At 57.0% G+C, this 7,513-nt stretch carries 6 protein-coding genes; 5 read left to right on the top strand and 1 reads right to left on the bottom strand.

Translation table 11 applies throughout. The features are described 5' to 3' along the window. The 3 genes from B3520_RS14565 to B3520_RS14555 form a co-directional block, all read left to right on the top strand. A partial coding sequence (locus tag B3520_RS14565; RefSeq protein WP_286876358.1) for an AMP-binding enzyme occupies positions 1–744 on the top strand: 744 nt, incomplete at its 5' end. 26 nt (positions 745–770) lie between these two features. Next, complete coding sequence (locus B3520_RS14560; RefSeq protein ID WP_286876357.1) at positions 771–1,625, top strand: GTP-binding protein; 855 nt, start codon at positions 771–773, stop codon at positions 1,623–1,625. Further along, positions 1,625–2,395 (top strand): TatD family hydrolase, encoded by a 771-nt coding sequence (locus tag B3520_RS14555; RefSeq protein WP_286806295.1) that lies wholly within the window; start codon positions 1,625–1,627, stop codon positions 2,393–2,395. Before B3520_RS14560 ends, B3520_RS14555 begins: the two co-directional genes overlap by 1 nt. 32 nt (positions 2,396–2,427) lie before the next feature. Here B3520_RS14555 and B3520_RS14550 read toward each other — a convergent pair whose 3' ends face one another. Next, positions 2,428–3,231: a tRNA threonylcarbamoyladenosine dehydratase gene (locus B3520_RS14550; RefSeq protein ID WP_286806296.1), complete on the bottom strand. Its 804-nt coding sequence runs from the start codon at positions 3,229–3,231 to the stop codon at positions 2,428–2,430. Between the two features lie 530 nt (positions 3,232–3,761). On the opposite strand from B3520_RS14550, the gene B3520_RS14545 reads away from it, so the two are divergent. After that, positions 3,762–6,494: a TonB-dependent receptor gene (locus B3520_RS14545; RefSeq protein WP_286806297.1), complete on the top strand. Its 2,733-nt coding sequence runs from the start codon at positions 3,762–3,764 to the stop codon at positions 6,492–6,494. Between the two features lie 155 nt (positions 6,495–6,649). Further along, positions 6,650–7,513 (top strand): amidoligase family protein (locus tag B3520_RS14540; RefSeq protein WP_286876356.1); only part of this gene is annotated, 864 nt, incomplete at its 3' end.

The following is a 7,513-nucleotide window of genomic DNA, read 5'->3' as shown; positions in this document are numbered from 1 at the left end:
GTCGGGCGTGGGGAATGCCCGGTGGTCGACACCTGGTGGCAGACCGAAACCGGTGCCCATATGCTGACCCCGCTGCCCGGTGCCACCGACCTGAAACCCGGTTCCGCCACTTTGCCCTTCTTCGGGGTGCAGCCGGTGCTGCTGGACAATGAGGGCCATGAAATAGAGGGCGCCGGTTCCGGTAACCTGGCGATCAAGGCGCCCTGGCCAAGCCAGATTCGCACGGTGTATGGCGATCATCAGCGCTGTATCGATACCTATTACAGTGCCTACCCCGGTTACTACTTTACCGGCGACGGTGCCCGTCGGGATGAGGATGGTTATTATTGGATTACCGGCCGGGTGGATGACGTGCTCAACGTCTCCGGCCACCGGATGGGGACCGCGGAAGTGGAGAGTGCGCTGGTGCTGCACCCGAAAGTCTCCGAGGCCGCAGTTGTTGGCTATCCCCACGACATCAAGGGCCAGGGCATCTATGCGTATGTCACCCTGATGGGCGGTGAAGAGCCGAGCGATGCGCTGCGTAAGGAGCTGATTGACCTGTGCGTACAGGAAATCGGCGCCATTGCCAAACCGGATATTATTCAGTGGGCGCCCGGCCTGCCGAAAACCCGCTCGGGTAAAATCATGCGCCGCATCCTGCGCAAAATTGCCGCCAACGAGCTCGATAATCTCGGGGATACCTCAACGTTGGCGGACCCGGCCGTGGTGGATGATCTGATCGATAACCGGGCCAATCAATAAAACCAATTGTGGGAGAGTAGAGACCAATGAATCAGCTTTGGAAGCAACGTTTCGGCATGGGGGTACTGGCCACCGCGTTGGCGGCGGCCGCACTGAATGCCGGGGCCGGTGAGTCACCCCGGCTCGAACAGCAGTGGGTAACCGAGGGGCTCCGCACTCCGGAGTCTGTGCTTTACCATGAGGTTGATGGCGAAGCCTATCTGCTGGTGGCCGAAATCGAAGGCGAAGGCAATCAGGCCGACGGTAAAGGGGGGATTGCCAAGCTATCCCTGGACGGCGAAATTATTGATCAGGACTGGGCCCGCGGTATGAGCGCCCCGAAAGGCATGGGCGTTCTGCGCAACACTCTCTATGTCGCCGACCTGACCGAGGTTTTGGCGGTGAGCCTGAAAACCGGGCAGATCATGTCCCGGATTCCGGTGGCGGACTCGGTGTTCCTGAACGATGTCGCCATTGATGATGGGGGAACCGTCTATGTCTCCGATACCCGCACGGGCAAGGTCCACCGCATTCTAAGTGACGGTGCTGAGCTGTTTCTGGAGGGCCTGAAAGATCCGAACGGTCTTTACATCGACGGCGACGATATCTATATCGGGGCTGGAAACCGGTTGCTGAGAGCGAATCCCGAAGGCGATCTGGAAACCGTGGCCGAAGGCTTTGAGTCCGGCATTGATGGCGTTGAGAAAATCGGTTCCAACGAGTTCCTGGTGACCTGCTGGGTCGGGCTGGTGTATCACGTCCGTGATGGCCAGGTGACCCGCCTGATGGATACCCGTGATCCGCGCATGAATACCGCCGACCTGGGGTGGAATCCGGATGATGGGGTCACCTATATTCCCACATTCTTTACCGACTCGGTCATTGCCTACCGTTGGCGCTGATGACGACTCCACTGATCGACAGCCACTGTCACCTGGATTTTGAGGCTTTTGATCGGGACCGGGAGGCACTCTGGTCCCGGTGTCGATCCGGGGGAATTCATCAGCTGATTATTCCGGGGACGGATCCGGAGCAGTGGGGGCGAGCCCGGGCGCTTTGTGACGCACCGCACTCCGATTGGTACTTCGCCGCCGGTATGCATCCCTGGTGGCAGAGCCGGGCCGTTGAAGGCTGGGAGGCGGTGTGCCGGGATTTCCTGGCTCACCCCCGCTGCGTGGCGGTGGGGGAGTGTGGTCTGGACAAGCATATCGATACGCCCATGGACGAGCAGGAGTCCCTGCTGGACATCCATCTTGAGCTGGCCCGGAGCTGTGACAAACCGCTCATTCTTCACTGCGTCAAAGCCCACAATGAACTGATCCGGCGGCTCAAGCGCCACCGCTTTCCTCGGGGTGGTGTGGTTCATGCCTTCAGCGGTAGTGCCGACATGGCGCAAACCTATTGGCAGATGGGATTTCGGCTCGGCGTGGGAGGTGTCATCACCTATGAGCGCGCCCGCAAAACCCGGGACGCCGTCAGCCGGGTGCCGTTTGAGGCACTGTTACTGGAAACCGATGCACCGGACATGCCGTTGTCGGGCCGGCAGGGCGAGCGCAACAGTCCGGAGTTCTTACCGTTGATTGCCCAGGCGCTCGCCGATTTGAGGGGTTGCTCTGAGGAGCAGGTGGCCCGTCAGACCACCGACAATACCCGGCAGCTCTTCGGTATCTGAATGGCGGTTCAATTTGATGCGAAAGCGTCGGCTCAACAGCCTCGGTCCTGAAGATAGCGTTCCACGGCCTGACTGGCGGCGGCGAACCCGAAACTGCCCGTGACCATAACCGCCGAGCCCAGTCCACCGCCACAGTCGAGTTTGACTCCGCTGTCCGGGTCCCGGTTGCCTTTATCGCCCACGCACACGCTGCCGTCCAACTGAGGGAAGTGCATCTGCTCATTGGAATAAATGGCGTCCACCCGAAAGCGTCGCTTGGCGTCTTTGCGAAATCCGTAATGTCGAAAGAGCAGATTGCGTACCTTGCGCAGCATGGGGTCGTAAGCGGTTTGTGCCAGGTCGGAACAGACAATCTGCTTCGGGTCCCGCTTCCCACCCGAAGAGCCCACGGTGATCAGGCGGCCCTTGAGGCGACTGATGTAGGCCACCAGGTGTGCTTTGATGTGGGCGGAGTCGATGGCATCAATCACAACGTCGTGGTCCCGATTGATCAGTTGTTCAATATTGTCACTGGTCAGAAAGGTTTCCTCGCTGTGAACCGTCATCTCCGGGTTGATGGCCTTGAGGCGATCGCTCACCACCTGATTCTTGGACGCGCCGATATAGCCCTCCAAAGCGTGCAGTTGCCGGTTGGTGTTGGTCACGCACACGCCATCGAGCTCGATCAGGGTCAGGGTCCCGACGCCGGTACGCGCCAAGGCCTCCGCCGCCCAACTGCCTACGCCACCCAGCCCAACTACGGCAAAGTGAGCGCCTGCCAGGTGCTCCAGGGCCGGTTCGCCATAAAGCCGCGCCAGGGAGCCAAAGCGTTGCCGGTAAGCGGGCGTCAGAGTCATGCAGTGCTCCTCAAGTGCAGGGGTAGGCTGGATAATGTGCCATTGTAAAAGATTTGAGCACTTTGGCCTAAATAAAGCCGTGTTAAACCTTGAGATATCTCCAAAGCTGTGCAACTATTAGTCCGCTGGAATCTAATATAAGCCTTAAGCAGGGTCCGTTGTCCGTCGTTTGATAAAGGACGCGATCGATGCAAAAAGGCGATCAGCCAAATTATAAAGTGAGAGAGGATAGGGAGAAATGAACCATTCAAACGACGTTCTTCCAGTCGGGTTTCCTGCTGTCTATAGCCAGTCGGACTCGATTGCCCCGCGTTTCATACCTGCGTTAGCAAATCCTTTGTAACGATATCTGTGTTAAGTCAAGTGCCAGCGTTGGTACGGGCTTTTCGTTTTCACTTTGGTGATTTCCCCGAAGGGAGTTGCTGTGGCTGTACGTTAGAGTCGCATCTGGTTTGTGCATCCTTGCAGGCCAGCGTGTTCCAGTAGTGAGAGTCAAAGACATTAGTCTACATAATAAACCAGGAGGCACCATGTCCCTATTTAACTACAAGTTTGGTAAGCAATTCTTGGCCAACACATCCATGACCGCTCTGGCACTGGCTGTTGCCGGCGCCGCCCAGGCCCAGGCGCCTGCGGATGAGCCGGTACTGGAAGAAGTGGTGGTGACCGGTTTCCGCCAGAGTCTGGCTCAGGCCTTGGATGTGAAACGTGATAATGTTGGTGCTGTCGATGCCATTTTGGCCGAAGACATCGCTGACTTCCCGGACCAGAACCTGGCCGAATCTTTGCAACGTATCCCCGGTATTGCCATTACCCGTGACTCCGGCGAAGGCCGCGAGATTTCCGTGCGAGGCCTGTCCGGTGAGTTTACCCGTATCCGTATCAACGGTATGGAAGCGATTGCCGCAACCGGCGGTGAAGGTGGTCCTAACCGCAGCCGTAGCTTTGACTTCAACGTCTTTGCCTCTGAGCTGTTCAACTCCATCGTCGTGCGCAAAACGGCATCCGCGAATGTGGACGAAGGTTCACTGGGGGCCGTGGTCGACCTGAATACCGGGCGTCCCTTTGGTTATGACGAAGGCCTGACTCTGGTCGGTGCTGTTGAAGGTCAGTACAACGACCTGAATGAAGATTTTGGTCCTCGCGTCACTGGCTTGTTCGCCTATAACGATCCGGAAGGTATATGGGGTGTATCAGCGTCAGTCGCTTATTCAGATAACAGCACCAGCGAAATGGGGCAGAACACCGTTCGCTGGCAAGCTGCGGATTTTGCCAGTGTTGAAGGCGTGGACTGTACCGCCAATCCGGATGATTCGGGTTGTGTTGAAGTCGGTAACGGCTTCCACCCGCGTATTCCCCGCTACGGTCTGATCGATGTCGATCGCAAGCGCTTGGGTATTACCGGTGGTCTGCAGTTCCGTCCGACCGATGCCACGACAGTGAGCCTGGATCTGTTGTACTCCGAGCTGGACGCTTCCCGTGCGGAAAAATGGGGCGAAGTCCTGTTCCGCGGTAACGAAGGTGGTATGGACGTGGTCGATTACACCTACGACGCGGCCAGCAACAACCTGAACTCCATGACCGTGAACAACGCCTGGGTCCGGAATGAAAACTTCCTGAAAGCCTGGACCACCGAGTTCAACCAGGTGTCTTTGGATGTTGAGCATGAGTTCAATGAAGACCTGACCGGTCACTTCCTGGCGGGCACCTCGGAATCCGAGCTGGACTTCCCCTACGAAATCACGTTCATGTACGACGATCGTGATTATCAGGGCTTCAGCTACGATTATACCGATGATGAATTCCCGGTCATCGCGTTCAACGGACCGGATGTGACTGATCCGACCAACTTCCAGATGTCCGAATTCCGTGATCGTCCGACAAACACCGTACACGGTTTTGATACGGTCGCGGGTGATTTCACCTACTACCTGAACGATGCGTACTCTGTCGATTTTGGTGCTAGCTACAAGAAGTTCACCTTTGATACCGAAGGCTACCGTCGCGATACCGGTGTTTGCGGAGCTGAATTGATTGATTGCTCCAGCGATGACGTCTACGGAATTCCCGGTACCGACGCTCTGAGCGAAGTCTTTACTTTCGACGACAAAATGGGTTCTGGCTCTACCAGCCAGTGGGTGATTCCCGACCTGTGGGCCTGGGCCGACGAAATTGACCTGTTCAATCAGGAAGCGCGTCAGGACCAGGGCAACATTCGTAGCGTTGAAGAAGAAAGCACCTCTCTGTTTGTGCAGTTGAACGGTGAGACGCAACTGGCCGGCAAGGACTTCATGTTTGACGTTGGTGTTCGTTACGCCGAAACCGATCAGACATCTTCCGGTTACAACTCCGGTCAGTTTGTCACCGTAAAGCGTGATACTTACGATGACGTACTGCCGTCGTTCAACACCGCCATGTATCTGACCGAAGACCTGATTTGGCGCGTGTCCGGTGCCAGTGTGATGACCCGTCCGGGACTGGGCAACCTGAGTCCTGGTGGTAGCGTTGACAGCTTCAACTACAGCGTATCGTTCCAGAACCCGCAACTGGATCCGACTCGTGCAGATTCTTTTGATACCTCGTTGGAGTGGTACTTTGCAGACGAGGCGATCGCGTCTATTGCCTTGTTTACCAAAGATATCGAGTCACGTCCGATTGGCGTAGAGCGCGAGGGCACCTATGCCTCTACCGGTCTGCCCTTGTCCCTGCTGGCGCCGACCTCCCCGGCCGAGGCGGATCCGGAAGGTCGTCCCTGGACCATTTCATCACTGGAAAATGGCCCGGGCGCAGAAGTGAAAGGTTTTGAGCTGGCACTGCAGGCTCCTTTCTCTACCTTTACTGATGCGGAGCTGGTGCGGGACTTTGGCTTTATTGCCAACTATACCTACGTTGATTCCGATGTAGACTACACCTTTGGAGACGATGTGGTCAGCGAGCGTCTGTTCGGCTTGTCCAACAACTCCTACAACACCACGGTGTACTACGAAAACGAACGTTTCAACGCCCGTATTTCCGCGGCTTATCGTGATGATTACATCACGGGAACCAGCGGTACCGGGAACCGTTTTGAAGGCTACGAAGGTACCTTCAATGTCGATTTCTCTGCAGGCTACGAGCTGAACGACAACCTCGACATCAACTTTGAAGCGCTGAATCTCACCGATGACTACCAGGATCGCTGGACCGACATCTCCGAGAAGCGTCGCTACGAGTACGACCATACCGGTCGTGTCTTCAAAGTCGGTGTGAAGTACCAGTACTAAGCGAATCCCACCTTCGGGTGCGCTTTGATCAACCCCGGGAGCCGCCAGGCTTCCGGGGTTTTTTTATGCATTAGGCAAAGTGGGCGGGTCTGTGTCATGCTATTGAGTACGGGGTTTTTGACGACTATTGCCAATACTCAGGAGGTGTCCAGACCGTGGGACTACGACTGCCCGCCAGAGCCGAAAATGCCCAAGGCGAGCCTCGCCGTATTGGGGTCGAGCTGGAAATGAATGGTCTGACGCTGGATCAGCTCAGTGAGCTGGTGGCGGATTACCTGTCTCTGACCGTCAAGCCGAATGGGCGCTATGAACGGGTGCTCAGTGGCGACCCTGCCGGGGACTGGGGTGTGGAACTGGATTTCCGCCTGCTCAAGGAGCTCGGGCGGGAGGAGCGTGATCGGGGCACCTTCTCTGGTGAACTCGGAGACTCGGCCGAAGAGGTTCTGAAGTGGTTGGCCGACTCACTGGTGCCGATGGAGCTGGTCAGCCCGCCGCTGCCCATGACCCGGCTCGATGAGGTAGAGGAAATCATCCGACGCTTGCGCGCGGCCGGCGCCAAGGGGACCTCGGATCGTCTGATCAACGCCTTCGGTATGCAGCTGAACCCGGAGGTGCCCGACGAAAAAACCGGAACGATAACCGCTTATCTCAAAGCGTTTTCCTGTCTGTACGACTGGCTTTATGCGCGGGCGGACATCAATTTGTCCCGTCAGGTCACTCACTATATTGATCCCTATCCCACGGATTATCGACGCCTGTTGGCCAGAGCGGATTACTGGCCTGATCAGAGTCAGTTGATCGATGACTATCTCGCTCACAATCCCTCGCGAAATCGCGCGCTGGACATGTTGCCGTTGTTTGCTCACCTGGATGAACCCCGCGTGCGACAGCAGCTGAATGACCCCTTGATCAAGGCGCGTCCGGCGTTTCATTACCGTTTGCCGGACTGTGAAATCCATCGTCCGGACTGGACCCTGGCGTTGGCCTGGAATGACTGGCTGGAAGTGGAAGCTCTGGCT

The organism is Marinimicrobium sp. UBA4509 (assembly GCF_002388575.1).
Taxonomy (GTDB): domain Bacteria; phylum Pseudomonadota; class Gammaproteobacteria; order Pseudomonadales; family Cellvibrionaceae; genus Marinimicrobium; species Marinimicrobium koreense.
This window is presented reverse-complemented; position numbering and strand designations above follow the sequence as displayed.